The following is a 26,400-nucleotide window of genomic DNA, read 5'->3' on the forward strand; positions in this document are numbered from 1 at the left end:
CATACCGGCGGTATCGCTTTCTACCGCAATCTCAAATCAATAGTGAAGGATTTCGTTATGTCCACACAAGATTTCAACAATCCCGTTCGTTCTGGTGAGACTAACCTTTCCAGACGCAAGATCCTGACGGCCGCTGCTGTAGCCGTGCCAGCCGCATTGATTCTTGGTCCGGCGAGTGGTGTCGCTGCCGCTGCGCAATCCAATGCTACCAATAGCAAAGCGGCACTGGTTACGGGGTCGTCGCGAGGCATTGGTGCGGCGATAGCGAAGCGACTGGCTCTGGATGGATATGCGGTGACCGTTAATTATCTGAACAATCGTGAACTCGCGGCTGGGGTTGTGCGTGACATTGAGTCTGCGGGCGGGAAAGCTATTTTCGAGCAAGCCGATGTCAGTGATGCCAAGGCTGTGCGCCGTCTTTTTGACAAACACCGTGAAGCGTTCGGTCAGGTGGATATCGTTGTCGCGAATGCGGGAATCCAAAGGCTAGGGGCGTTCGCCGATATGAGTGACGATGACTATGTCAGGTTGATAGACGTCAACATGAAAGGTGTTTTCCACACGCTGCGTGAGGGCGCTAGGCAGGTCTCTGATGGCGGACGCATCATCGCTCTTTCATCAGGGACCACCAGTATGCGCCCACCCACTTACGGTCCCTATGCGGCCAGCAAAGCGGCCGTGGAGGTGTTTGTCAACATCCTTGCAAAGGAACTGGCAGGACGGATGATTTCCGTCAATGCGGTGGCACCAGGTACCACGAATACGTCTCTTTTTACCGACGGCAAGACGCCAGAACAGATCGCTGGGTTTGCACAGCAGACGCCGTACAAACGACTTGGTGAACCGGAAGACATTGCCAATGTTGTCTCAATCCTTGCTGGAGGACGCGGAGGCTGGATCAATGGCCAGGTGGTGAATGCCAACGGCGGTCTGGTCTAGGGTCATTCTTGTCAATACGTCGATATGTCCCACAGAGAGGGCTTGTCGACGCAAGCTATGTGCTACAGCGTCCAGTTAACTGATTTTCAATATTTCAGGAACACATCATGAGCATGAAAAATGACAATGAACACGCCGGTAAGACCGGAACTGAACCCAATCTCCATCGACGTAAAATGTTGACGGCCGCCGCCATGGCCGCGCCAGCCGTGCTGTTAATGGGGGCGGCGAGTAGCGGAGTTCAAGCCGCACAACCCAAGCCGGCTACTGGCAAAGTTGCATTGGTTACGGGGTCGTCACGCGGGATCGGCGCAGCCACTGCCAAGCGACTGGCTGCTGATGGCTTTAGTGTCACGGTCAACTATCTAACTAACCGCGAACTGGCAGCTGGCGTTGTGCGGCAGATCGAGCAAGAAGGTGGCAAGGCCATCAGCGTACAGGCCGATGTCAGTGACCCGTCAGCCGTGCGCCGCTTGTTTGAAGCCAATAACGAGGCTTTTGGCCGTGTCGATGTTGTGGTGAGTAACGCAGGCATCATGCAGTTGGCACCTTTTACTGAACTCTCTGACGAGCAGTTCGATCGTATGATGGCGGTTAACGTGAAGGGGAGTTTCAATGTCCTGCGCGAAGCTGCCCGTCGCGTACGCGATGGCGGAAGAATTCTTACGCTGTCTTCAAGCATTACGAAATTGCGCAGCCCGACCTATGGGTCGTATGCTGCTTCCAAAGCTGCGCAAGAGCTCTTTGCCAATATCCTTGCCAAGGAATTGGAAGGCCGCATGATTTCGGTCAATGCCATTGCTCCGGGATTGGTCAACACGACTCTCTTCACCGATGGCAAGACGCCGCAGCAAATTGCTGGTTTTGCCCAGCGCACACCGCACAAGCGATTGGCTGAGCCAGAAGATATTGCCAACGTCATCTCTACGCTTTGCAGTAACGACGGCGGGTGGGTGAACGGTCAAACCGTGTTTGCCAATGGTGGCATTATCTGACGGTGGGGCAGTGTACGCATTTCTATGGATGGCGGGCGTTCAGCGAAGTGCTTGACCAGAGATACTGTAAAACAAAAATGCCGATTAAATAATCGGCAAAAAAAAGCATAGATAAATTGAAGCAATAATAATGATGATGAAGTGCGATTTTAATCCGATGCATATGCCCCGTTTTGCCGTTTGATGCGATTTCAGTTCATGTTCACCGTTCTGGTCATGCGGATAATCCTCAGGGGGTAAAAATTTCCAGGAGAAATTTTTAACGTTGCATCAGCAACGGCCCGTAAGGGTGGCGCTAGGGATGGCACGTCATAAAGAATGCGATGAGGCGTGCTCGACTGAAGGTGGCTTTTTTGTCTTGCGTAACCACTCACCCACGACGTGTTTTTTTCCCGTATAATCCCCTACTTTGTGTTAGGTCTCCGGGGTTACGGTGAAACAACTTTCCGACTTGCTGCGACATTTGCAGCAGGATTTGCGCGAGCCACAGCCTGAATGCGCAGGTTTTAGACAAATAACGCGTTCATTAACTCTCAGCGATGCGTCTGAGCTACTACCGTGGCTGGCGACCCAGCCAGTGTACCCCCAGTTCTATTGGCAGCACCGTCAGGATCGTGAAGAAGCCGCCGTTTGCGGCAAGGTGTGCGGGTTTCGTCATATTCAGGATGCTGAGGCATTCCTCGTTCAGCAGCAGTGCGATCCCGATGTGCGCATCTGGGGGCTGAATGCCTTTAACCAGGCGAAAGAAGAGGGCGTTTCGTCACCGGGTTATCTATTCTTGCCCCGCGCGGAGCTGCGACGTCAGGATGATATGCTCAGCCTGAGTATTAACCTGTTCAGTGAAACGTCATTGCAACAGGATGCGGCTGAAGCCTCAGCGTTTATTAATCTGCTTCTTCCGTCTGCGTCACTGCCTCTTTTACATGCGGAGGTGCAATCTGTCGGGCATCAGCCGGAGCGTCAGGGGTGGATTGATTTGCTCCAGCGGGCGCTGCATGACATCAACACAGGGTTAATGGAAAAGGTCGTTTTGGCGCGAGCAACCACGTTAACGCTGACTCAGCCGTTACAAGCAACCACCTTTATGGCCGCCAGTCGTGCGGCGAATCACCACTGTTTCCATTTCATGCTGGCGCACGATGCGCGTCATGCGTTTCTCGGCTCCAGCCCTGAGCGGCTTTATCGCCGGCGAGGGAGTGAGCTGGAAACGGAAGCCTTGGCGGGAACGGTGGCAAGCGATCGTGATGCACATAAAGCGGCCGAACTGGCCGATTGGCTGATGAAAGACACTAAAAATCAGCATGAGAACATGCTGGTAGTGGATGATATTTGCCAGCGGTTACAGCAGTCGGCGCTGTCGCTGGATGTGATGCCGCCGGAAATTGTGCGTCTGCGCAAGGTGCAGCATCTGCGTCGTACCATTCATGCCACGCTACGCACCGCTTCTGATAGCGCGTGCCTCGATGCATTGCAGCCTACGGCGGCGGTAGCGGGGTTACCTCGGCAAGAGGCGCGCCGTTTTATTACGGCACATGAACCGTTTGAGCGTCGCTGGTATGCGGGTTCTGCGGGTTATCTTTCGCGTCAGCAGTCTGAATTCAGCGTGGCGCTACGTTCGGCCGAGGTGCGGGATCATGTTTTGACACTTTATGCTGGCGCCGGAATTGTGGCAGGTTCTGATCCAGAACAAGAATGGCAGGAGTTAGAAAACAAAGCCGCTGGGCTGAGATCCCTGCTAGACGGTGATATGTCATAGTTTTGTTTTATGATTGTTGTGCTAGGTACTGGTTTATATCAAAGTCAGCGTAGTAAAAAAAAATATAATAAGGCTGATCGCGATGTTCGTTGAAGGGTAACCAGGCCACCAACAGTTTGATCATTATTATTTGCTATACCCTAAATAATTCGAGTTGCAGGCAGGCGGCGAGCGCACGACTCCCAGGAGCTTACATCAGTAAGTGACTGGGGTGAGTAAGAGAAGCTAACGCACATGCAGCTTGAAGTATGACGGGAATAACCTGCAACCTGAGTTGTTGAGTCCACCATGTCAACAAGTGTATTTAATCGCCGCTGGGCTACATTACTGCTGGAATCGCTGACCCGTCACGGCGTCCGGCATATCTGCATCGCGCCTGGTTCTCGCTCCACCCCGCTGACGCTGTCCGCGGCGGATAATCATGCGCTGATTTGCCATACGCATTTCGACGAGCGAGGGCTCGGGCATCTTGCGCTGGGGCTGGCAAAAGCCTCGCGTGAACCTGTTGCGATTATCGTGACATCCGGCACGGCTGCCGCGAATCTCTATCCCGCAATCATTGAAGCCGGGCTGACCGGTGAACGGCTGGTCGTTCTGACGGCTGACCGCCCGCCGGAGTTGATTGACTGCGGTGCGAATCAGGCGATTCGTCAGCATGCACTGTATGCTTCACATCCTACGCTGGCGCTGGATTTGCCTCGCCCTACGCCCGATATTCCGGCCACCTGGCTGGTTTCCTCTGTGGATAGTGCCATGGCGCGGCTTACGCACGGCGCGTTGCACATTAACTGCCCCTTTGCTGAACCGCTGTATGGTGCCGATGACGGCACGGCTTATCAGGACTGGCTAATGACGCTGGGTGACTGGTGGAACAGCCGTGAGCCTTGGCTGCGTGAAATGCGTCAGAGTACGCTTGTGGTGCAGCCGGACTGGCCGCAGTGGCGGCAGAAACGTGGCGTCGTCCTCGCCGGACGCGTGAGTGCTGAACAAGGCGCGCGTCTTGCTGCGTGGGCGAACGAGTTGGGCTGGCCGTTGATTGGTGATGTCCTGTCGCAAAGTGGGCAGCCTTTGCCCTGTGCAGATATTTGGTTGGCGCACCCTGAAGCGGCGAGTCTTTTACGGCAGGCGGAAATCGTCCTACAGTTCGGCGGAAGCCTGACGGGCAAACGTCTGTTGCAATGGCAGGAACAGTGCCAGCCGCAAGAGTTTTGGTTAATTGATGATTTACCCGGACGACTGGATCCGGCTCACCATCGTGGGCGCCGTCTGGTCGCGGACGTTGGCGAATGGCTGTCGGCGCATCCAGCAGACAAACAGACGCCGTGGGCGGACTTGCTGGTGGATATTGCCGACAGAACGCAGCGGCAGGTTGACGCGCATCTGGCTTCCCATTTTGGTGAAGCGCAGCTGGCGCAGCGAATACCGGCGCTTTTGCCGCCGGATGGGCAGCTGTTTGTCGGCAACAGTCTCGTGGTACGTCTGATCGATGCGCTGGCACAGCTTCCGCAAGGGTATCCTGTGTATGGTAATCGAGGGGCCAGTGGTATTGATGGCCTGATCTCCACGCTGGCAGGCGTACAGCGTGCCACGGCGAAAGCGACGCTCGGCATCGTCGGCGATCTCTCTGCATTATACGATTTGAATGCGCTGGCGCTGTTGCGTCAGTCCCCCGCACCGCTGGTGTTGATCGTGGTGAACAATAACGGTGGCCAGATATTTTCCCTGTTGCCGACGCCGGTTGCACAGCGTGAAGCGTTTTACTGCATGCCGCAAAATGTGGAGTTCGGACATGCTGCTGCGATGTTTGGCCTGAATTACGTGCGCGCCGAAAGCTGGGAACAGCTGGCAGATACGGTGTCAGATTGCTGGACTCAGGGCGGCGTCACGCTGCTTGAAGTGGTAGTTGAGCCGAAAGACGGTGCGGAAACGCTCAATGAACTGGTCGCGCAGGTGGCGGCGTGGACTCACTAGATTTTCAGGGGCTAAGTTGCCGAAAAGTGACGCATGGCGCGGTTGCTCCGATACAGCCGTGGCTGGTGTGCCTGCATGGCTTATTCGGCAGTGGCGAGGACTGGTCGCCTGTCCTGCCGTTTTTTCGTGACTGGCCCATGCTGCTGGTGGATTTGCCCGGACACGGTGCGTCGCGAGCCATTACTACAGCAGATTTTGCCGAGGTAAGCCGCCAGCTAACCGCTACGCTGTTGGAGCAGGGTATCGAGCGTTATTGGCTGTTGGGCTATTCGCTTGGCGGGCGCATTGCGATGTACCACGCCTGCGAAGGGCATCATGACGGCATGCTAGGATTGCTGGTCGAAGGCGGACACCCCGGCCTGGCAACGCCCGAGCAGCGTACGGAGCGTATCCACCATGATGCACGCTGGGCGCAGCGCTTTCGTCAGGATCCGCTGCCAGAGGCCTTGCAGGACTGGTATCAGCAGGCGGTTTTTGCCGATATTGACTCAGTACAGCGTGAACAGCTGATCGCGCGCCGCAGCGCTAATCACGGCGCATCTGTCGCGGCAATGCTGGAAGCCACCTCGCTGGGGCGACAGCCTTTCTTGGCGGCGCGGCTACAGCATCTGTCGATACCTTTTATTTATTTATGCGGTGCCAGCGACGTGAAGTTTCAGACGCTGGCGGCGCAATATGGCCTGCCGTTACTGAGCGTTGCTCTGGCGGGTCATAATGCTCATCAGGCGAATCCGGCGGCCTATGCCGAGCGGGTTCGCACTTTTCTTTCGCATCCCGTTAAGGATTGATAACTATGCTTTATCCGAGTGAAGAACTGCTTTACGCACCGATTGAATGGCACGATTGCAGCGGCGACTTCGCCGATATCCTTTACCATAAATCTATCGATGGTATTGCCAAAATCACCATTAACCGTCCTCAGGTACGCAATGCGTTCCGTCCGCAAACGGTAAAAGAGATGATTCAGGCGCTCGATAATGCCCGTCACGATGACGGTATCGGGACGATTATCCTGACCGGTGCTGGCGATAAAGCATTCTGCTCCGGCGGCGATCAGAAAGTACGCGGTGACTACGGCGGCTATCAGGATGACAGCGGTGTGCATCACCTGAACGTGCTGGATTTCCAGCGCCAGATCCGCACCTGTCCGAAACCCGTTATCGCGATGGTGGCTGGGTATTCCATCGGCGGTGGACATGTTCTGCATATGATGTGTGACCTGACCATTGCGGCAGAAAATGCCATCTTCGGTCAGACTGGCCCGCGTGTCGGTTCTTTTGACGGCGGTTGGGGGGCCTCTTATATGGCACGCATCGTTGGTCAGAAGAAAGCCCGTGAAATCTGGTTCCTGTGCCGCCAATACGACGCTGCTCAAGCGTTGGATATGGGACTGGTGAACACCGTCGTACCGTTGGCCGATCTGGAAAAAGAAACCGTGCGCTGGTGCCGTGAAATGTTGCAAAACAGTCCGATGGCGCTGCGCTGCCTGAAAGCGGCGCTGAATGCGGACTGCGACGGTCAGGCTGGTTTGCAGGAACTGGCGGGCAACGCCACCATGTTGTTCTATATGACAGATGAAGGGCAGGAAGGCCGCAACGCGTTCAATGAGAAACGCCAGCCGGACTTCAGCAAATTCAAACGGAACCCGTAATGCGCCAGGTCACTCTCTATCGTTATAGCGTGCCGATGGAAGCCGGAGTGGTGCTGCGCAATCAGCGCCTGAAAACCCGCGATGGTCTTATCGTTCGCCTGCAAGAAGATGAACGATTGGGTTGGGGGGAAATTGCGCCACTGCCGGAGTTCAGTCTGGAAACGCTGGCAGAAGCGGAATCAGCCGCGCTTGAGCAACTGGCTGCGTGGGCGGCAGGGCATGCATTTTCTGAGGATCTTCCTCCGTCCGTTGCCTTTGGTTTGAGCTGCGCGCAGGCCGAACTGGATCAGCACCTGCCGCAGGCGGCGGACTATCGCAAAGCGCCCTTGTGCAATGGCGATCCTGATGAGCTGTTCGAAATGCTACAGGCGATGCCGGGTGAGAAAGTGGCAAAGGTGAAAGTCGGCCTGTACGAGGCGGTGCGTGACGGAATGATCGTTAACGTACTGCTGGAAGCCTTGCCGGATCTGAAACTCCGTCTGGATGCCAACCGCAGTTGGACACGCGCCAAAGCGGACGGCTTTGCCCGCTATGTTGCTCCGTCGTTACGCTCACGTATTGCCTTTCTCGAAGAGCCTTGCAAAACCCGTGAAGAATCCCGTGAGTTTGCGCGTGAAACCGGCATCAACATCGCCTGGGACGAAAGCGTGCGTGAGGCGGATTTTCGGGTGGAAGCTGAACCGGGTGTGAGTGCGATTGTGATCAAGCCGACGCTGGTCGGCAGCCTTGCTCGCTGCCAGCAACTGGTGCAGGAAACGCATCAGGCTGGGTTAACGGCGGTGATCAGTTCCAGCATTGAATCCAGTCTGGGGTTAACGCAACTGGCGCGTTTGGCAAGCTGGCTGACGCCGGACACGATCCCAGGGCTGGACACGTTAGATCTGATGCAGACGCAGGTGATTCAGCGTTGGCCGGATAGCGCGTTGCCGCTTCTGGCTGCCGAGCAACTGGACGTGGTATGGCAATCCTGACTGACTGGCCGTGGCGATACTGGGCTAGCCAGACGCCCCAGCCTGTCCCGTTGAATGAGCCTGTCGCGTTGATTGACGATGAAACCCGTTGGAGCTGGCAGATGCTTGCCCAGCGGGTTGATCGTCTGGCAGAGCATTTCGCACAGCAGGGGGTGACTGCCGAAAGCACGGTAGCGCTACGCGGGAAAAATAGCGTACCGATGCTGTGCAGCTATCTGGCGCTGTTACAGTGCGGTGCGCGTGCGTTACCGCTGAATCCACAGTTGCCCGATACGTTAACTGAGGTGCTGCTGCCTGCGCTGAATGTCGCGTGTGGTCTGTGTCTGAATGATAAGCCCTGGCCTGATTCTGTACGTACCCTTTCTTTACCATCAGCTTCCTCGCTATCGGGTGATATCGAAGAAACCATCGACACCAATAGATTACGCTGGCAGGACGAGCGACTGGCGACGCTGACGCTGACATCCGGTTCTAGCGGAATGCCGAAAGCGGTAGCGCACACTTTTTCTGCCCATATCTCCAGCGCGGAAGGTGTGGTTCAAATGATGGCGTTTTCCGCCAGCGACAGTTGGCTGCTGTCACTTCCGCTCTTTCACGTGTCTGGGCAGGGTATCATCTGGCGCTGGCTTGCTACTGGGGCGACGATTGTTGTTCGCGCGCATCAGCCTCTGGATACTGCGCTGCGCGATTGCACCCACGCTTCTCTGGTACCGACCCAACTGTGGCGACTGCTGTCGGAGAAGGCCTTTCCTGAAGCATTGAAAGCGGTATTGCTCGGCGGCGCGATGATCCCGCAGACGCTGACGCAACAGGCGGAAGCACGCGGTGTCAGCTGCTGGTGTGGCTACGGTCTGACTGAACTGGCCTCTACGGTTTGTGCTAAGCGTGCCGATGGGCGTTCGGGCGTCGGAATGCCGCTGCTCGGGCGAGAGATCCAGCTTGTGGACGATGAGATTCTGCTGCGTGGCAGCACGTTGGCCGCTGGCTATTGGCGTGACGGAAAACTGATTCCGTTGGTCGATGATGACGGCTGGTTCCACACGCGCGATCGCGGGCTATTTACCGAGGGCGAGTGGCACATTCAAGGGCGTTTGGATAATCAGTTCTTCAGCGGTGGAGAAGGGGTTCAGCCGGAGAATATCGAGGCCGTGTTGTTGACGCATCCTGCTGTTCAGCAGGCATGCATTGTGCCCGTTGAAGACGTGGAGTTCGGCCACCGCCCCGTTGCTGTGTTGGAGGTAGTACAAACCACGACGCTTGATGCGGTTCGTGATTGGCTACAGCCGCAGCTTGCCGGCTTTCAGCGCCCGGTCGCGTATTATGCGCTGCCTGCCGAACTGAAAAATGGTGGAATTAAGCTTTCTCGCCAACAGGTGAAAAACTGGGTAAAGGCAACGTATCCCCAACCTAAAAGGTAGGGGTGCTTGGCTAATGCCGATCGTTTAAGGATCGAGATACCGGGGCTACCACGGAGTGAGGCATCCCTGCGGGAACCTCATCACCGTGTTTCCCCTAAATCCATGCTTAAGTGACTGGCATTAGGGGCGTTTGGCGTCATATTATTTATCTGGAACATGAAGGTTTGAACCTATCTTGAATCTCTGATGACTGGCGCTGGTTTCGCGATCAAACTGTGCCAGTTTTTCTAAAAACCACATATCCTGAAACTGTATCGGGCTGCGTCTCTCGGCATTCACCGTAGGATGATCGCCTCTCTCTGTGGTGCTTTTCCCTGCGGCTAATTTTCCTTCTCTCACGATCGCTTCCTCCCGCCTGTTTCCCATCATCCATGGTGAGTACTATTGTTCACTTTGTGTTTTTGGGGCAAATAGGTGGTGCTTATTGCTGCTATTGTCAGTAATTTTCAATAAGTATTTTTATGATTATTAACAGAATAAATCACTGCTCAGGGCAATTTCATGCTGGAGTGGGGGGATGTTTCGGGTAGAATCGGCAACGATAACATCTTTACACGCGCGTTTAACGACGGTTTTAAGGATATTGAAAATGAAAAAGTTTGTGATTGCCTGTGCGGGAAGCCTGTTGCTTGCAAGTGCTTCTGTACATGCCATTAGCCTTTCTGGGGAAGCAGGTCGTGATTACGCTGGTGCCAGTGCGGGCTTCGGTCTGGGCATTCCTGGGCTTGCGGGCAATGTGAGCTATGCTCACGGCGACAACAACAATGACGTATACGGTTTTGGCCTGGGATACACCATTCCCGTTGGTCCACTCAAGCTGACTCTGGGTGGCAAAGCGCTGTATTTGAACCAGGATCACGGCAATGATGGCTATGGCGTCGCACTAGGTGGTGGCGTGCAGTGGCCACTGAGCCGTCAGTTCTCGCTGTATGGCGAAGGCTATTATGCACCGGATGCTTTCTCCAGCCATGTCGATCACTATGTTGAAGGGAAAGCGGGCGTGCGCTGGCAGGTATTTGCACCGCTGAGCGTGGATGTCGGCTATCGCTACATCAATATGGCGCGTGAGAACGGCCCAGATAACAAGTTGGCTGATTCTGCCTATGTCGGCGTTGGTCTGAGCTTCTAATATACCCGTTATACTTCAAGCCGCAGGTATGCTGGTTTTATGTCGTAGCCGGAAAGAAAAAAGAGCGTGAATGTTGAGTTCACGCTCTTTTTTTATGACGGACATCCTTGTCCGTCACCCTTCGGGCCGTCGCTACACAACGTTGAAAACGCTCCCTGCGTTTTTTTATGTCTCGGTGGAGCTGATATAGAATATTAACTGATGGATGGCAACCAGCCTGCCACCATCGCTAGTTGGATCAGGATGATGCTTACGCCGCTGGCGAACACCAGCGCCAATACCGGTACACCACCGCGAGTCGCGCGTATTTCAGGATTCTGTTTGCGTACTTGCCAGCTCAGCAGAACGGGAATAAGTAATGCCAGCACGGCCAGTGCAATCGCCGCATAGCCCAGCGCCATCACAAACCCTTGTGGATAAAAGAGTGCGAACACCAGTGGTGGAATAAAGGTCAGTAAGCCCGTCTGCGCGCGCCCTGTGACGCTATTTTTACGTTTAAACAGATCGGCTAAATAATCGAACAACCCGAGCGCCACGCCGAGGAAAGAGGTCGCCAGTGCCAGATCGGCAAACAGGTGGACGGCCAGTTCAACGTGTGGAGAGGCAACGAGTGTGCGAATTGCCTGCATCAACCCATTCAATCCTGCCTGATCGGCCAAAATAGCATTGAATGTCGAAGAGCTGAGGCTGCCTAGTATCACGAACTGCCAGAAAATATAGGCAATCAGCGGTATCACGCTACCGATAAGAAATATCCGGCGCAGCTTGCGGCTGTCTCCCCCCATGTAGTAGACGATGCTGGGGATACTGCCGTGAAAGCCGAATGAGGTCAGAATGACCGGTAATGCCGAGAGCGTGAGGCCCTGTTGCAGCGGCAGCGTTAAGAGATTGACGCGCTGAATATGCGGAACCATGACGGCCAGCATGATGACGAGCATCAGCACTTTGCCGCTAAACAGGATGCGATTAAACAAGTCGACTGAGGATGTCCCGATACAGACGACGCCGCCAGCAACCAGCGTGAAGAGCAAAATCCCTGCGGACATCGGAAGTGAGTAGCCACTCCACTGGCTGATGCTACTGGCGATCAGTTCGCCTGCGCCGCTGATATAGGCCGCCGTTAGTGCATACATCAGAAATAGCATACTGAAACCGGTAATCCACTGTCCCCAGCGGCCGAGGTAGATTTTTGCCAATGTGCCTAACCCGGTGTGTGACGGCTGATGCTGATACACTTCAACCAGCAACAAGGCGCTATAACACATCAGTGCCCACAGGCCGATCAATATCATCAATGTGGTACCAAATCCGACGCCAGCCGTTGCCAACGGCATCGCCAACATTCCTGCTCCAATTGTGGTACCAGCAACGATAAAAACACTGCCAAGAGTACGATTTTTCACCTATTCCTCTATATATAGCGTGGTCATACTCCAAATAATTCGAGTTTCAGGCAGGCGGCAAGCGAGGGAGTCCCGATGAGCTTACTCAGGTAAGTGATTCGGGTGAGTGAACGCAGCCAACGCACATGCAACTTGAAGTATTACGAGTATATCCAGATATTTTTGGCAGCAGGGTAGAGTATTCAGCGAATCCTGTCAAAACACCGTTACGAGGGGTGTAATTTTATATTTACACTGGAGTGCGGTGTGTCGGCGTCGCGTATTATCGGGCAGGCTGAAAGAAATATTGTGTTTGTTCATCTGACTTTCTAAAGTGGTTTCAGAATCATTATCAGGAGTGAAAAAATGCTTAGGGTTGAGATGTTATGTACCGGCGATGAAGTGCTGCATGGTCAGATTATTGACACCAATGCAGCCTGGCTGGCGGATTATCTGTTTCAGCAGGGACTACCGATGACCAGCCGGATGACGGTGGGTGACGATCTCGATGCGCTGGTGACGGCGATAACGCAGCGTAGTCAGATAGCCGATATCCTGATTGTGAACGGCGGCCTAGGGCCGACCAGCGACGATCTTAGCGCATTGGCGGCGGCCACCGCCGCTGGAGAAGGGCTGGTTGAGCACGCCGACTGGCTGGCGCGTATGGAAGCTTTTTTTGCCGAGCGCGGCAGAGTGATGGCGCCCAGCAACCGCAAACAGGCGCAAATCCCTGCCAGCGCAGAAATGGTTGATAACCCGGTGGGTACCGCCTGTGGTTTTGCGCTGCATTTGAACAAGTGCCTGATGTTTTTTACGCCGGGCGTACCGTCCGAATTTAAGGTCATGGTCGATCAGCAAATTATGCCGCGCCTGCGTGAGCGTTTTGCTGTCGCAGATGCGCCGTTATGCCTGCGTTTGACCACCTTTGGCCGCTCCGAGAGCGATCTGGCAAGCCAGTTGGATGGTATGGCGTTACCGTCTGGCGTGGTGCTGGGCTACCGCTCTTCTATGCCGATTATCGAGCTGAAGCTGACCGGCCCAGCGGCACAGAAGGAAAAGATGGAGCAACTGTGGGAAACGGTGCGCACCGTCGCAGGGGAAAATACCATCTTTGAAGGAACGGAAGGGTTGCCCGCACAGCTTGCACGACGTCTGGCAGAGCGTGATATGACGCTGGCGGTGAGTGAACACTTCACTGCGGGATTGCTCAACTGGCAGCTCCAGTCGGCGAGTGCTCCGCTGGCAGGCGGAGAATTGTTGGCAAACGTTCAAGACACCAGCCTGTCTGGGCTAGTGGACTATGCACGCCATCTGGCAGAGCGTCAGGGCGCGTCGTTAGCGTTGGTCGTCGGGAGCCGGGACGATGCTGAGCTTTCCTTAGCGCTGCATACGCCCGAAGGATCTTTCGCCCAAACGATACAGTTCAATGTACAGCGCTACAGTCTGAAAACCCATCAGGAAGTCGTCGCGATGCTGGCGATGAATATGCTGCGCCGCTGGCTGAACGGTTGGCCAGTGTACGGCGGACACGGTTGGATCTCGGTGTTGAAGACGCTGTAGTCAGCGGGGAATTGAGGATCTGATCCTCATCCTGCCTCTTAGCCGCATTTCTATTTGGCTTTCGGGGCAGTTTCGTGCGCGATAGTACCGTTATTTTCATGCTACTTCGTAGCACGCGCCCGACACGGGACGGCTCACACGCCGCTCGCCCCGTGACCCCAGGCTTTTTGGCGTGAATTACGCCGCTGCGCGGTGCCTTCGTCGATCGTTCCCGCTTTCGAGCCGCCAGTGACGCGTCTACTCGCCCCATAAATGGGACTCACCCTTCGGGCCAGCACAAGTGCTGTTCAAAAACGTTTCTGACGTTTTTGTCCGACGCGGCACAGGCTTTCGCGGCGTCCATGCCGCTCACTCGGCGGTAACGCTCACCTCAGCGCAATTTTTACGCCGGGCAAACCTGCCCGAAACCATCGAATCAATTCAGCATAAAACGATGAAAAAACAACAATGCTGATGCTTGTTTGAAAATAAGAAGGCCAGAATCAACGTTCTGGCCTTCTTCACAAGAGAATTAATACAGCAGCGAATAGAGCTGCCGACGGTAGCGGGCGGCGAGGGCGTCGCTGGTGCCGAGGGCGGCCATGATGTCCATCAGCGTTTTACGTGCGCTACCGTTAGCGACAGCCAGATCTTTCTTCAGGAATCCCATCAACAGTTCAAGCGCTTCTTCATTACGGCTGACCTGATGTAGTTGCAGGGCCAGCTGTACCGCCAGATCCGCATTTTGCGGGTCAGCATCCAACTGCTGCTGCAAATGCTGGATTTCTGGCGTATCTGCTGCCTGTTTCAGCAACTCAATCTGAGCAACGAGGCTGTGATAGCGAGTGTCTTGATCCTGCAAAGGAATGGCGGCCAACACGGCTTCGGCATCTTCACTGCGTTTAATTTGAATCTGCACTTCGGCCAGCATCAGGCCGATGTCGCTGCGCTGCTGGCTGAGTTGCCAGGCGTCTTTCAGCAACTGCATTGCTTCCGGCAGTTTGTCTTCCTGTATCAGCTGCTGTGCCTGTGCGACTTTTAGCTCCTCTTCTTTCGGCAGTGCGCGTTTCAGCAGCTCACGAACCGCTTCTTCCGGCTGTGGGCCTTGAAAACCGTCTAACGGTTGCCCGTCTTTAAACAGATAAACGGTTGGGATTGAGCGCAGACCAAACTGCGCGGCTACGCGCTGCTCGGCATCACAGTCAACCTTCGCCAGAACAAACTGTCCTGCGTATTCCTGCGCCAGCTTGTCCAGCACCGGCTCCAGTTCCACACAGTGCTGGCTACGCGCCGACCAGAAGTAAAACAGGACGGGCAGTGTCGCGGAGTGTTCCAAAACCTGATTTAGGTTGGATTCGTTAACGTCAACGATAGTCGCTTGTTGTTCTAACATGAGTATTCTCTCTTACTTCTTGAATTCGTTTGATCTTTAGATGGGGCCTGTTGGTGTGACTTACAAGCCTCGTGCAGAGGTGAGTGCGCAATACGTCACCTTCTGCTGCCTTATCCTCGTAATACCTTATCCAGCAGACACCCCGGTAGCAGACGACGCAGCCAGGTTAAGGCGTGAGCCACCAGCGTCACGGGATAGCGTAATTTAGGCCGTGAACTTTCTAGCGCATGATGGAGTTTCGGCAGTATCGCTTCCGGCGGCAGCGTGAAGCGTTTGGCGATACCGGGATTGGTGACCGGTTTGTCCGTCTGCGTTTGTGCCACGTTATCAGTAAAGCGTGTGCTAATCGGGCCGGGTTCGATCAGGCTGACGCACAGCCCGCTGCCGTGCAGCTCCATGCGCAAGGCATCCGACCAGGCTTCCAGTGCGTATTTGCTGGCGGCATACGCGCCGCGTCCCGGCGTGGACACCAGTCCCATGACCGAACTGGTCTGGATGATGCGGCCTTCGCCGTGCGGCAGCATCGCGGGCAATAGCAACTGCGTGAGTTGATGCGTACCGAACAGATTGCTGGAAAACTGCTGTTCGAGCTGCTGGCGTGAAATCGTATTCAGTGGCCCATACAGGCCGTATCCGGCGTTATTAAACAAGCCATACAGACGGTTATCGGTCAGTCTGATCACGTCCGCAGCGGCCTGTTCAACGCTGGTACTGTCATCCAGATCGAGCGTAATCGCTTCCAGACCCAACGCAGTCAGACGCGCGACATCCTCTGCGCGACGGCAGGCCGCAATCACGCGATAACCGCGTTTTTGCAAATCCTGCGCGGCAATCAGGCCAATGCCGCTGGAGCAACCGGTAATGAAGACCGTTTTTTGCATAACTTTACCTAATTCAAAAGCCTATTTATTAAGACTCATGGTTAACTAAGGGTTCCAGCTGCTTCGCCATCCATTCTGCGATAAACGGTTGGGCATCACGGGTTGGATGGATGCCATCTTCCATGATCCACTCCGGTTTAAGATACACCTGCTCCATAAAGAAAGGCAGCAGAGGAAGCGCAAACTGCTCCGCGAGTTTGGGGTAAATGTTGCTGAATGACTCGGTGTAGCGGCGGCCATAGTTGGTTGGCAAACGAACCTGCATCAGCAGAGGCTTAGCGTTAGCCTGTTTGACTAGCGTAATGATTTTCGCCAGATCCTGCTCGATATTGGGTGCCGGAAACCCCCGAAGCCCGTCATTGCCGCCCAGTTCAATCAACACCCAACGCGGCTGATGTTGTTTCAGTAAGGCAGGAAGTCGCGCCAGCCCCTGTGCGGTGGTGTCGCCGCTAATGCTGGCGTTAACCACGGCGATGCCCTTTTTCTGCGTCTGCCACTGCGTGTTCAGCAGCGTTGGCCAGGCGTTAGCGGCCGGCATCTGGTAGCCCGCACTGAGGCTATCACCCAGAATTAATAATGTATCAGCGGCGAAAGCGCGTACGCTGCATAATCCCAGAAGCAAAAGGACGAAAACATGTTTGCGAAGACCAGCCCAGCGAGTGCTACGCCAAGCAAAACTGCGCACGTAGAAAACATTCTTGAAGTTCATCATCTTAGTAAGCACGTTGGTCAGGGAGAGAATCGGCTTTCCATCCTTACCGGAGTTGAGCTCATTGTCAAACCTGCGCAGACAATTGCCCTGATTGGCGAATCCGGTTCGGGGAAGTCAACGTTGCTGGGGATTCTGGCCGGTTTGGATGATGGCACAGAAGGTGACGTTAGCCTGATGGGCAAATCGCTGAACGCGCTGGACGAAGAAGGTCGGGCGGCACTGCGAGCCCAACATGTCGGTTTTGTCTTCCAGTCTTTCATGCTGGTGCCGACGCTGAACGCGCTGGAGAACGTGCAATTACCCGCGTTACTGCGCGGTGAAAGCGACAGCCACAGCCGCGGGCAGGCCGAACAGCTTTTACAGCAGCTCGGGCTGGGTGAGCGCTTACATCATCTTCCCGCCCAGCTTTCTGGCGGTGAACAGCAGCGTGTGGCTTTGGCACGTGCGTTCAGCGGCCGTCCTAACGTGTTGTTTGCCGATGAGCCAACTGGGAATTTGGATCGTAAAACGGGTGAGCGCATCGTTGATTTGCTGTTTTCCCTCAATCGCGATTATGCCACCACGTTGATTCTGGTGACGCACGATGAGCAACTGGCGGCACGCTGCGAGCGACGTCTGCGGTTAGTCGACGGCAAACTTAGGGAGGACGCATGATCTGGCGGTGGTTCTGGCGCGAATGGCGCTCTCCTTCCTTACTGATTGTCTGGCTGGCGTTAACGCTGGCGGTGGCCTGCGTGCTGGCGCTGGGTACGATCAGCGACCGTATGGAAAAAGGGCTCAGTCAGCAGAGTCGTGATTTTCTGGCGGGTGACCGCGTGCTGCGTGCTTCTCGGCCTGTCGCGGAAACCTGGCTTCTGGATGCGCAGCAGCGCGGGCTGACGCTCAGCCGGCAGATCTCCTTTATGACCATGACGTTCGCGGGCGATACGCCACAGCTGGCGCAGGTTAAGGCTACCGACCAGCGCTATCCGCTGTATGGCGATTTGCAGACGCGTCCTGAGGGGCTGCATGCCGAAGCGGGAACGGTGCTGGTGGCTCCGCGCCTGCTGGCCTTACTTGGGTTGAAAGTCGGTGACATGCTGGACGTCGGGGATACCTCGTTGCGTATCAGCGGTGAGCTGATTCAGGAGCCGGATTCCGGTTTTAACCCGTTCGAAACCGCGCCGCGCATTCTGATGAATCTGGACGATGTCGAGAAAACGGGAGCGATTCAGCCGGGTGGCCGCATTACCTGGCGCTACATGTTTTCCGGCAATGAAAAACAAATTAGTGAGTTCAGCAATTTCATCAAGCAACAGCTCAAGCCCGATCAGCGCTGGTATGGCATGGAAGATTCTGAAGGTGCGCTGAGCCAGTCGTTAAAACGGTCACAGCAGTTCCTGTTGTTGTCGGCGCTGCTCACGCTGCTGTTGTCTATCGCCGCCGTTGCGGTGGCGATGGGGCATTACTGCCGCAGCCGCTATGATTTGGTCGCTATCCTGAAAACATTAGGAGCAGGCAAACAAGCGCTGAGGCGCTTAATCATCGGCCAATGGCTCTCTGTGCTCGGGCTGGCGGCGGTTTGCGGTAGCGTGCTTGGACTAGGGTTTGAAGCGCTGTTGATGAAAATGCTGGCACCGGTGCTACCTGCCGCACTGCCAGCCTCTGGGCTATGGCCGTGGGTATGGGCGTTGGGATCGCTGGTGTTGATCTCGCTGTTGGTTGGGCTGCGGCCGTATCGACTGCTGCTGGCGACACAGCCGCTGCGCGTGTTGCGTCAGGATGTGGTGGCGAACGTGTGGCCGCTGCGCTACTACCTGCCGATTGTTGTACTTATTGTCGTCGGCCTGCTGGCCGTGTTATCTGGCGGCGGCGTGTTGCTGTGGTCGCTGCTCGGCGGTGTGGCAGTGCTGTCGCTACTGCTGGGTGTTATCGGTTGGGGCGGGCTGCTGCTGTTACGGCGTTTGACGGTTAAACGACTGGCGTTGCGTCTGGCTATTAATCGCCTGTTGCGTCAGCCGTGGTCGACGCTCAGCCAACTGGCCGCGTTCTCGCTGTCCTTCATGCTATTGGCGCTGCTGTTAGTGATGCGTGGTGATTTGCTGGATCGCTGGCAGCAGCAGTTGCCTCCGGGTAGCCCGAACTATTTCCTGCTGAACATTACGGCAGAACAGGTGCCGCAGGTGAGGGATTTTCTCTCTCAGCATAACGTGATGCCGGAGCAGTTCTTCCCGATTATTCGTGCGCGGCTGACGGAGATTAATCAACAGATCGCGACGGAAGTGATCCATGAGGACGATCCCGGCGGCAACACGGTAAACCGTGAATTGAACCTGACCTGGATGAACGGGATTCCACCGCACAACGTGCTGGTGGAAGGGGAAGCGCCGAAGGCGGGCGAAGTCTCGATGGAAGCGAAAGAAGCCAAAGAGATGGGCATCAAGATTGGTGATACGTTGACCTTTACCGGCGACACGCAGCCGTTTAGCGCGACGGTAACCAGTTTCCGTCAGGTGGATTGGGAAAGTCTGCGTCCGAATTTCTTCTTTATTTTCCCCGTGGGGGCGTTGGACAACCAGCCACAGTCTTGGCTGACCAGCTTCCGTTACGATGGCGATGAGAAGATGATTACCCAATTGAATCGTCAGTTCCCGACGGTGAGCGTGATGGATATCGGCAGTATTCTGCGTCAGGTGGGTCAAGTCTTGCAGCAGGTCAGTCGTGCGCTGGAGATTATGGTCATACTGGTGCTGTTCTGCGGTGTGTTGCTGTTACTAGCACAGATTCAGGTCGGGATGCGTCAACGGCGTCAGGAGTTGATGGTGTACCGGACGCTGGGGGCGGGATTACGCTTGCTGCGCACTACGCTGTGGTGTGAATTCGCGGTACTGGGGCTGGTGGCGGGAACGGCGGCAGCAATTGGTGCAGAATCGGCTCTGTGGCTGTTGCAGCGTAAGGTCTTTAACTTTGCCTGGGAACCGAATGTCGCGATGTGGATAACGCTTCCGTTAATCGCGGCGTTCCTCCTCTCGCTCTGCGGTGGCTGGCTGGGTGTGAGGCTACTACGCGGTAAAGCGCTATTCCGGCAGTTCTCTGGATAACGCATCGCATACCGCCATACTTCAAGCTGCATAGGCGTTGGTTTTGTTACCTGGCCCATTCGTGGGCCTTATCCTAAAGGGGTAAAGCTTTGCGTTATTCAAAACGTTAATGTTTTGCCCTGCACTTCGAATTATTTAGAATATATAACGTCAAACGCTCGATATTAGCGATGCGCTGATTTCGTGGCTAGAGCTAATTATTTCAGGCCGGTTTTATTTTAAAGTAGCGGTATTATCGTTGGCAGAAATAATAACGACGAAAGTGTAATTCTTATAAATTCGCCTCTTTTTATTTATCAAACGGGAATGCTTTTTATTTGAGGATCATAAGATTCTGCGATAAATGACGCCCATGAAATAATAATGATTATTATTTCCTTCCGATAGTGCTTTCCGTGTGTCAACACCAGTGAGATAACTGAAGCGATCTTACTCATGTTTTTATGAATAATAAATTTTTGATGATTAAAAAATGATGTAAATCAATTCGATATTATGTGCAAGGAGTAATCAGTATTGCCATTAAGTTTGTAGTGAGGTGCTCACTGGCTAACTGAAGGTATGTAAGAATAATGACTGAAGAAAATAAAATGTTTTTCCGTGAGGGTGTCAATCGTCGTGATTTCATGAAGCTGTGCGCTGCGCTGGCTGCCACCATGGGGCTGAGCAGTCGAGCGGCTGCTGATATCGCTTCCTCTGTGAGCGCTTCTGCTCGGCCACCCGTTATCTGGATTGGAGCACAGGAGTGTACTGGCTGTACGGAGTCTTTATTACGGGCGACTCACCCGACTATTGAGAGTCTGCTGTTAAACGTTATCTCTATGGAATATCACGAAGTGCTTTCGGCGGCGTTTGGTGAGCAGGCGGAGGAAAATAAACACCACGCTATTGAGAAATACAAAGGCCAGTATGTGCTGGTCGTGGATGGATCTATCCCTATAAAGGATGGTGGAATCTACTGCATGGTGGCCGGTAAGCCGATAGTTGACCACATTCGTGACGCGGCGCAACACGCGGCAGCGATCATCGCGATTGGGTCTTGCTCCGCATGGGGTGGGGTTCCTGCAAGCGGTGTTAATCCTACCGGTGCGGTCAGTTTGCAGGAAATCTTGCCTGATAAAACGGTCATCAACATCCCTGGTTGTCCCCCTAATCCGCATAACTTCTTGGCTACCGTCGCCCACATCATTACCTACCAGCGTCCCCCTGCGCTTGATGCGAAAAACCGCCCTGAGTTTGCCTACGCCCGTCTGATTCATGAGAATTGCGAGCGCCGTCCGCATTTCGATGCGGGGCGTTTTGCCAAACAGTTCGGTGATGACGGCCATCGGCAGGGCTGGTGTCTGTACCACCTCGGCTGCAAGGGGCCGGAAACGTATGGTAACTGCCCGACTCTGGAGTTCTGCGATGTCGGTGGTGGCATATGGCCAGTCGGGATCGGTCATCCGTGTTATGGCTGCAATGAGCAAGGTATCGGTTTTACCAAAGGGATAGCTCAACTGGCCAACGTCGAAAACCCCACGCCGCGTAATGCCAAACCAGACGTGATGAGTAAGGAAGGGGGAAATGTCAGCCTGAGCACGGTCGGGTTGCTTGGCGGTGTTGTGGGGCTGGTGGCTGGCGTCAGTTTGATGACGGTGAAAGAGCTGGGGCGGCAACAGAAGATGAATCGTAACGATGGTGATCAGCCCTCGCGCAAGGAGTGAGCCGTGGACAGACGTAATTTTCTAAAACTGGCTACTGGCGGGGTGATGACGGTCGGCATCGCCCCCTCTGCGTTGGCTAAAGCAGAGAACAAGCCGCCAATTCCGAACTCGCTTGGCATGCTGTATGACTCAACGCTGTGCGTGGGGTGTCAGGCATGCGTCAGCCAGTGTCAGCGCATCAACCACAGTGATGCACCGCATGGTGCGACATACGCCTACGCGGGTACGGAACCGATGTGGTCTAACAACGATAAGCTCAGCCCCTACACCAACAACATTATTCAGGTGTGGAGTGATGGGAGCGGCGTACATAAAGACCAGACGGAAAATGGTTACGCCTATATCAAAAAACAGTGCATGCACTGTGTGGATCCCAATTGTGTATCCGTCTGCCCGGTGCAAGCATTACGCAAAGACGCCCATACAGGCATCGTGCATTACGATCCCGATGTGTGTACCGGTTGCCGTTACTGCATCGTGGGGTGCCCGTTTAATGTGCCGAAATATGACTATGACGACCCGTTCGGAAAAATTCACAAGTGTGAGCTTTGCAATCAGAAGGGCGTTGAGCGGTTGGATAACGGAGGGTTGCCGGGGTGTGTTGAAGTCTGCCCGACGGGGGCGGTGATTTTCGGCACGCGGGAGCAACTGCTGGATGAAGCTAAAATGCGCCTTGCAGGGAAAACAGGCGAGCCTTACCGGTTCCCACGCCAGACATTGCAGGGGAACGACCGGTACGAACATCCTCTTCCACATTACCAGCAGCATGTATACGGCGAGTTGGAGGGGGGCGGAACACAGGTGCTGGTGTTGACTGGCGTACCGTTTGAAAACTTAGGGTTGCCACTGCTGGATAGCCTATCAACGGGGGCGCGTTCCGAACATGTACAGCACTCCTTGTATAAAGGCATGGTTCTGCCGTTTGCTGCACTGGCCGGGATCACTTTCCTGGTGCAGCGCAACATGGGTAAGCACGATCAGGACGAAAAAGAGGATGAACATGACGATGCATAAAACGAGCCCCCTAGGCGGGCGGCTGGTGAGTTGGCCCGTGATGTTGCTGGCACCTTTCATTGTGTTGTGCCTGTTATTGATCGTGAAAAGGCTGGTGCTGGGGATTGGTTCCGTTTCCGATTTAAATGGTGGCTATCCATGGGGTATCTGGATTGCTTTCGATCTGTTGGTCGGAACCGGTCTGGCGTGTGGTGGCTGGGCGTTGGCCTGGGCTGTCTATGTTTTTAACCGCGGTGAATATCATCCATTGGTGCGTCCTGCGCTGCTGGCTAGTCTGTTCGGTTACTCACTCGGCGGGTTATCCATCACGATCGACGTGGGGCGTTACTGGAATCTGCCTTACTTCTTCATTCCCGGCCATTTCAATACGTCGTCAGTGCTTTTTGAAACGGCAGTGTGTATGACGATATACATCGGCGTGATGGTGTTGGAGTTTGCTCCGACGCTGTTAGAGCGCTTGGGGTGGAAGGTCTCACTCAGGCGTTTGAATAAGCTGATGTTTTTTGTTATTGCGCTGGGGGCTTTGCTACCATCAATGCATCAGTCGTCTATGGGGTCGCTGATGATTGCCGCGGGTATCAAGGTGCACCCGCTATGGCAAAGCTACGAAATGCTGCCGCTGTTTTCGCTGTTAACCGCTGCTATTTTGGGATTCTCAATTGTGATTTTTGAAGGATCTCTGGTTCAGGCGGGGCTTAGGGGAAAAAGTGTTCAGGAGACACCGTTATTCACTCGGTTGACCCGCACCATCGATATTCTGCTGTTGTTGTTTATTGTACTGCGCTTCGGGGAGCTTATTGCGCGCGACAAGACCGCGTATTTGTGGCACATCGATCGTTTCGCCCTTTCATTCTGGGTGGAAATACTGCTGCTGGCGATCCCTCTGCTGCTTTTTCGTCGGAAGAATAATCGTCGCGACCCTCGCTTGTTGTTTATCGGTGCGCTGTGCATGGTCTTCGGTGCAGCGTTCTGGCGTCTGAATTATTCCCTATTGAGTTACAACCCAGGCAACGGCTACGGCTATTTCCCAACATTCAGCGAGCTGCTGATATCCATCGGTTTTGTGGCAATAGAAGTCTGTGCCTACATCCTGTTGATCCGGTTGTTGCCAGTGTTGCCTGTGCATCAACACAAAAATGAAAATAAATCGTTAGAGGTAGAGCATGAGCCAACGCATCACCATTGATCCCGTCACCCGTATTGAAGGGCATCTGCGCATCGATTGCGAAATTGAAGACGGCAAAGTGGTTAAAGCCTGGTCATCCGGCACCATGTGGCGCGGTATGGAGGAGATAGTCAAAGGCAACGATCCGCGCGATGCGTGGATGATTGTGCAACGTATTTGCGGGGTGTGTACCACCATTCATGCGTTGGCTTCTGTGCGGGCGGTGGAAAATGCGCTGGGGATGGAAGTGCCGATCAACGCCCAATATATCCGTAACATCATCGCGGCGGCGCACAGTATTCATGACCATATCGTGCACTTCTACCAACTTTCTGCGCTGGATTGGGTTGATGTCACTTCTGCACTACAGGCCGACCCGAAAAAAGCCGCCGATCTGCTAAAAGGCCTGTCAAACTGGCCGCTGAACAGTGAAGCGGAATTTGCTCAGGTGCAGCAGAAGATTAAAAATCTGGTCGGTAGCGGTCAGCTCGGTATTTTCGCTAATGGCTATTGGGGACACCCGGCGATGTCGTTGCCGCCGGAGATTAACCTGATTGCCGTCGCTCACTATTTGCAGGCGCTGGAGTGTCAGCGTGACGCCAACCGGATAGTCGCGATTCTGGGGGGAAAAACACCGCATATTCAGAATCTGGCCGTTGGCGGCGTGGCAAACCCTATCAATCTTGATTCACCGGGCGTGCTGAATCTGGAACGCCTGATGTATCTGAAATCCTTTATCGATCGTCTTGGTGATTTCATCGAACAGGTTTATCTGGTCGACACTGCGGTTATTGCTGCTCATTATCCTGAGTGGTTCACCATGGGGCGAGGAGCCGACTGTTATCTCTGTGTGCCGGAACTGCCTGTCGATCGTAAAAGTGAGACGTTCCTGATGCCGGGCGGGTTTCTGGATAATGGAAAATTTCGTCCGATAAACAATCCGCATGATGAATACCTGCTCAAGGGGATCGAGGAAAGTGGCAAACATGCCTGGTATCAGGATGATCAGCCGCTGGCTCCTTGGGAGGGGTTGACCCGCCCGAATTACACCGGCTGGCAGGATGACGGTAAATATTCCTGGGTGAAATCGCCAACCTTCTACGGCAACGCGGTAGAAATGGGGCCTTTGGCGTGGCTGCTGTGTAATCTGCGAGCTGGCTATCAGCCCGCACAGCATTATTTCACACGCGCCAATGATATTTACAAAGCGCTAACCGGTAACGTAATGACGGAGGAGCAACTGCCATCAACGTTGGGCCGGGTTTTAGGGCGCACCGTGCATGCCTGCGTGCTGCATGACACGCTGGCACAGCAGTGGCAGGCGCTGGTAACGAATATCGGCAATGGCGATCATGAAACGTTTATTCCCCCCAACATCCCAGAGCAAGGTGAATTCCGCGGTGTGGGCTTTATTGAAGCACCGCGCGGTGCGCTGTCGCACTGGGTGGTTATTAAAGATGGAAAAATAGCCAACTATCAGGCGGTTGTGCCTTCAACGTGGAATGCGGGGCCGCGCAATTTTAACAATGAGCCAGGCCCTTATGAACGCTCTCTGGTGGGGACACCGGTGGCAGACCCGTACAAACCGCTGGAAGTCGTGAGAACGATTCATTCGTTCGATCCCTGTATGTCCTGCGCCGTGCATCTTGTCGATACATCAGGTCAGGAAGTGACCAAGGTTCGGGTGCTGTGATGAGCATTCTGGTGCTGGGGATTGGCAACCTGCTGCTGGGCGATGAGGCCGTGGGGGTTCGTATTATTGAAGCGCTTGAGCAGCGCTACCGTTTGCCGGAGCACGTCGAGGTGTTGGATGGTGGCACGTCAGGCATGGAATTGATGGACGTAATGGCAAACCGCGATCACCTGATTGTGGCCGATGCGGTTCTGGCTGATAGCCCACCGGGCAGTGTCGTGGAACTGCATGATGAGGAAATCCCCGCGTTCTTTACCCGCAAAGTGTCGCCCCATCAGCTCGGGCTTTCCGATGTACTGATGGCGCTACGGCTGACGGAGGAATTCCCACGCCGGTTGACGCTGGTGGGCGTTGTGCCTGCATCGCTTGAACCCGGTATCGGCCTGACAGCCTTGGCCAGTCGGGCGATTGAGCCTGCGCTGGCTCAGGTTCTGGCGGCGTTGCAGTCTAGCGGCGTGGTCGCCGAACTGCGGGAGGCGTCTGATGCCGGATTTTGTTAACGGGTTTCAGCACAATCCAGCCGCACAGTTAGAAACGGCTTTTCAGGCGATCGCGGAGAGGGAAATGCAGTCTTTGCCTTTTTTTCAGCCTCAGATTCCGGTGTCCGCGTGTGGATTTCAACTGTTTGAGCACCAGTGGATTGGCTGTATGTTGACGCCTTGGATGCTGAGCTTACTGGTATTGCCCGGCCCGGATCAGTGCTGGCTACGACGGACTGTCGGGGAATCGCTGGGGCTGAGCCTGCCTTGCGGCGATATCCGTTTTACTGTGGGTTATGTTGACGGATGTGGACAATATCTGGCCTCATCTCTGATGTCGCCGTTGAATAAAACCTTGACGGCGGAATCGATGCTGTCGCTGGCAGAACAAACCGTTCGTATGGCACTTTCCTTACCTGTGGTGGACGGAAATATGCCCGCCAGTCGAGGACGTAGGGCATTTTTTCATCTCTCGTAGGCGTGCATAAATCAGTAAAAACGCTGGCGGATGACGCCAGCGTTTTCA

Annotated in this window: 23 protein-coding genes; 18 read left to right on the top strand and 5 right to left on the bottom strand. The window is 54.6% G+C overall.

Translation table 11 applies throughout. The features are described from left to right. The first annotated feature begins 57 nt into the window (after window positions 1-57). The 8 genes from GZ59_RS05935 (at window position 58) to menE (ending at window position 9,701) form a co-directional block, all read left to right on the top strand. On the top strand, window positions 58-939 hold the full coding sequence (locus tag GZ59_RS05935) for an SDR family oxidoreductase (protein ID WP_011092799.1): 882 nt from the start codon (window positions 58-60) through the stop codon (window positions 937-939). A gap of 107 nt (window positions 940-1,046) precedes the next feature. Next, complete coding sequence (locus tag GZ59_RS05940; protein WP_011092800.1) at window positions 1,047-1,934, top strand: SDR family oxidoreductase; 888 nt, start codon at window positions 1,047-1,049, stop codon at window positions 1,932-1,934. Window positions 1,935-2,367: 433 nt separating this feature from the next. Then, window positions 2,368-3,690, top strand: a complete 1,323-nt coding sequence (menF, locus tag GZ59_RS05945; RefSeq protein ID WP_011092801.1) for an isochorismate synthase MenF — start codon at window positions 2,368-2,370, stop codon at window positions 3,688-3,690. Between the two features lie 288 nt (window positions 3,691-3,978). Next, on the top strand, window positions 3,979-5,661 hold the full coding sequence (menD, locus tag GZ59_RS05950) for a 2-succinyl-5-enolpyruvyl-6-hydroxy-3-cyclohexene-1-carboxylic-acid synthase (RefSeq protein WP_011092802.1): 1,683 nt from the start codon (window positions 3,979-3,981) through the stop codon (window positions 5,659-5,661). Then, window positions 5,649-6,449, top strand: a complete 801-nt coding sequence (gene menH / locus GZ59_RS05955; RefSeq protein WP_039290681.1) for a 2-succinyl-6-hydroxy-2,4-cyclohexadiene-1-carboxylate synthase — start codon at window positions 5,649-5,651, stop codon at window positions 6,447-6,449. The genes menD and menH overlap by 13 nt, the downstream gene beginning before the upstream one ends. Window positions 6,450-6,454: 5 nt before the next feature. Beyond that, window positions 6,455-7,312 carry a 1,4-dihydroxy-2-naphthoyl-CoA synthase gene (menB, locus tag GZ59_RS05960; protein WP_005976180.1) on the top strand — a complete coding sequence of 286 codons (858 nt, stop codon included), beginning with the start codon at window positions 6,455-6,457 and terminating at the stop codon, window positions 7,310-7,312. Beyond that, window positions 7,312-8,283: an o-succinylbenzoate synthase gene (gene menC, locus GZ59_RS05965; RefSeq protein WP_011092804.1), complete on the top strand. Its 972-nt coding sequence runs from the start codon at window positions 7,312-7,314 to the stop codon at window positions 8,281-8,283. Before menB ends, menC begins: the two co-directional genes overlap by 1 nt. Further along, on the top strand, window positions 8,271-9,701 hold the full coding sequence (gene menE / locus GZ59_RS05970) for an o-succinylbenzoate--CoA ligase (RefSeq protein ID WP_011092805.1): 1,431 nt from the start codon (window positions 8,271-8,273) through the stop codon (window positions 9,699-9,701). The genes menC and menE overlap by 13 nt, the downstream gene beginning before the upstream one ends. A 141-nt stretch (window positions 9,702-9,842) precedes the next feature. Here the strand turns inward: menE and GZ59_RS05975 are convergent, their stop codons facing one another. Further along, on the bottom strand, window positions 9,843-10,040 hold the full coding sequence (locus GZ59_RS05975) for a hypothetical protein (protein ID WP_043878136.1): 198 nt from the start codon (window positions 10,038-10,040) through the stop codon (window positions 9,843-9,845). 250 nt (window positions 10,041-10,290) lie between these two features. Here GZ59_RS05975 and GZ59_RS05980 point away from each other — a divergent pair, with 250 nt between their 5' ends. Further along, complete coding sequence (locus tag GZ59_RS05980) at window positions 10,291-10,830, top strand: YfaZ family outer membrane protein (RefSeq protein ID WP_011092807.1); 540 nt, start codon at window positions 10,291-10,293, stop codon at window positions 10,828-10,830. A gap of 194 nt (window positions 10,831-11,024) precedes the next feature. On the opposite strand, the gene tyrP is transcribed toward GZ59_RS05980, so the two are convergent. Further along, window positions 11,025-12,233: a tyrosine transporter TyrP gene (tyrP, locus tag GZ59_RS05985; protein WP_011092808.1), complete on the bottom strand. Its 1,209-nt coding sequence runs from the start codon at window positions 12,231-12,233 to the stop codon at window positions 11,025-11,027. A gap of 345 nt (window positions 12,234-12,578) precedes the next feature. Between tyrP and GZ59_RS05990 the strand changes: the two genes are divergently transcribed. After that, window positions 12,579-13,772 carry a nicotinamide mononucleotide deamidase-related protein YfaY gene (locus GZ59_RS05990; protein WP_011092809.1) on the top strand — a complete coding sequence of 398 codons (1,194 nt, stop codon included), beginning with the start codon at window positions 12,579-12,581 and terminating at the stop codon, window positions 13,770-13,772. 511 nt (window positions 13,773-14,283) lie between these two features. On the opposite strand, the gene GZ59_RS05995 is transcribed toward GZ59_RS05990, so the two are convergent. From GZ59_RS05995 to tesA, 3 genes are all read right to left on the bottom strand, one after another. Then, window positions 14,284-15,144, bottom strand: coding sequence for a co-chaperone YbbN (locus GZ59_RS05995; protein ID WP_011092810.1), 861 nt, complete (start codon window positions 15,142-15,144; stop codon window positions 14,284-14,286). Window positions 15,145-15,254: 110 nt separating this feature from the next. Beyond that, window positions 15,255-16,025 carry an SDR family oxidoreductase gene (locus GZ59_RS06000; RefSeq protein ID WP_011092811.1) on the bottom strand — a complete coding sequence of 257 codons (771 nt, stop codon included), beginning with the start codon at window positions 16,023-16,025 and terminating at the stop codon, window positions 15,255-15,257. A 28-nt stretch (window positions 16,026-16,053) separates the two neighbouring features. Then, on the bottom strand, window positions 16,054-16,737 hold the full coding sequence (gene tesA, locus GZ59_RS06005; RefSeq protein WP_011092812.1) for a multifunctional acyl-CoA thioesterase I/protease I/lysophospholipase L1: 684 nt from the start codon (window positions 16,735-16,737) through the stop codon (window positions 16,054-16,056). On the opposite strand from tesA, the gene ybbA reads away from it, so the two are divergent. The 8 genes from ybbA (at window position 16,660) to hybE (ending at window position 26,352) form a co-directional block, all read left to right on the top strand. Beyond that, window positions 16,660-17,391, top strand: a complete 732-nt coding sequence (ybbA, locus tag GZ59_RS06010) for a putative ABC transporter ATP-binding protein YbbA (RefSeq protein WP_005976200.1) — start codon at window positions 16,660-16,662, stop codon at window positions 17,389-17,391. The genes tesA and ybbA overlap by 78 nt on opposite strands. Continuing rightward, window positions 17,388-19,817: a putative ABC transporter permease subunit YbbP gene (gene ybbP / locus GZ59_RS06015; protein WP_011092814.1), complete on the top strand. Its 2,430-nt coding sequence runs from the start codon at window positions 17,388-17,390 to the stop codon at window positions 19,815-19,817. The genes ybbA and ybbP overlap by 4 nt, the downstream gene beginning before the upstream one ends. A gap of 572 nt (window positions 19,818-20,389) precedes the next feature. Then, complete coding sequence (gene hybO / locus GZ59_RS06020) at window positions 20,390-21,523, top strand: hydrogenase 2 small subunit (RefSeq protein WP_011092815.1); 1,134 nt, start codon at window positions 20,390-20,392, stop codon at window positions 21,521-21,523. Between the two features lie 3 nt (window positions 21,524-21,526). Then, the gene (gene hybA / locus GZ59_RS06025; RefSeq protein ID WP_011092816.1) at window positions 21,527-22,537 is read left to right on the top strand and encodes a hydrogenase 2 operon protein HybA; all 1,011 of its coding nucleotides are present in this window, start codon (window positions 21,527-21,529) and stop codon (window positions 22,535-22,537) included. Continuing rightward, a complete protein-coding gene (gene hybB / locus GZ59_RS06030) occupies window positions 22,524-23,723 on the top strand; it encodes a Ni/Fe-hydrogenase cytochrome b subunit (RefSeq protein ID WP_039290687.1) in 1,200 nt (399 codons plus the stop codon). The genes hybA and hybB overlap by 14 nt, the downstream gene beginning before the upstream one ends. Then, complete coding sequence (gene hybC, locus GZ59_RS06035) at window positions 23,701-25,395, top strand: hydrogenase 2 large subunit (protein WP_011092818.1); 1,695 nt, start codon at window positions 23,701-23,703, stop codon at window positions 25,393-25,395. Before hybB ends, hybC begins: the two co-directional genes overlap by 23 nt. Then, window positions 25,395-25,895, top strand: coding sequence for a HyaD/HybD family hydrogenase maturation endopeptidase (locus GZ59_RS06040; protein ID WP_011092819.1), 501 nt, complete (start codon window positions 25,395-25,397; stop codon window positions 25,893-25,895). Before hybC ends, GZ59_RS06040 begins: the two co-directional genes overlap by 1 nt. After that, window positions 25,879-26,352: a hydrogenase-2 assembly chaperone gene (gene hybE, locus GZ59_RS06045; protein WP_011092820.1), complete on the top strand. Its 474-nt coding sequence runs from the start codon at window positions 25,879-25,881 to the stop codon at window positions 26,350-26,352. The genes GZ59_RS06040 and hybE overlap by 17 nt, the downstream gene beginning before the upstream one ends. Window positions 26,353-26,400 lie beyond the last annotated feature (48 nt).

Origin of the sequence: Pectobacterium atrosepticum (assembly GCF_000740965.1) — a bacterium.
GTDB classification, from domain to species: Bacteria; Pseudomonadota; Gammaproteobacteria; order Enterobacterales; family Enterobacteriaceae; genus Pectobacterium; species Pectobacterium atrosepticum.